This is a genomic window from Pyxidicoccus trucidator, assembly GCF_010894435.1.
Taxonomy (GTDB): Bacteria; Myxococcota; Myxococcia; order Myxococcales; family Myxococcaceae; genus Myxococcus; species Myxococcus trucidator.
In genome coordinates this window covers 1-456 of the sequence record NZ_JAAIXZ010000087.1, presented here as the reverse complement: position 1 = coordinate 456, position 456 = coordinate 1, and the positions used below count along the sequence as shown (strand labels likewise).

Genomic DNA, 456 nt, shown 5'->3' with positions numbered 1-456 from the left:
TACCACCCAGGTCCGACACACCCTTCCAACCCCTCGGAATGGATTCAGGGAAAAAAGGGAACGGCCCCCACCGGAGTGGGAGCCGTCCAGGGGCCATCCGCGAGGAGGCGGACCGCCCGCTTGCGCTGCGTTACTGGTTCGTCGGCGTCACGGCCTGGGTGACGCTCAGCTCGCGGACCACCATGTCCTTGCCGTCCAGCACATACGAGGCGCGGACCTGGTCACCCTCCTTGATGTCCTTCACCTTCACGGCGCGGTTGTTCTGGAGGATGCGGCTCTGGTCGTTCGTCTTCAGCTTGAGCTGCCGGTTGTTGGTGGTGTCCACCACGGTGAGCGAGTCACCGCTCGTGGAGAGCACGCGGCCCTGGACGCTGGTCGCGGCCATGGTGGCCCCCGCGGCGCCGGAGCCGCCCGTGGCCACGTCTTCATTCAAGTCCCGCTGCGCCTCGGCCAGGT

At 67.1% G+C, this 456-nt stretch carries 1 pseudogene; it reads right to left on the bottom strand.

Annotated elements, in window-relative coordinates:
* Positions 1 to 130: 130 nt before the first annotated feature.
* A pseudogene (locus tag G4D85_RS48535) lies at positions 131 to 456 on the bottom strand (hypothetical protein); the annotation flags it as partial.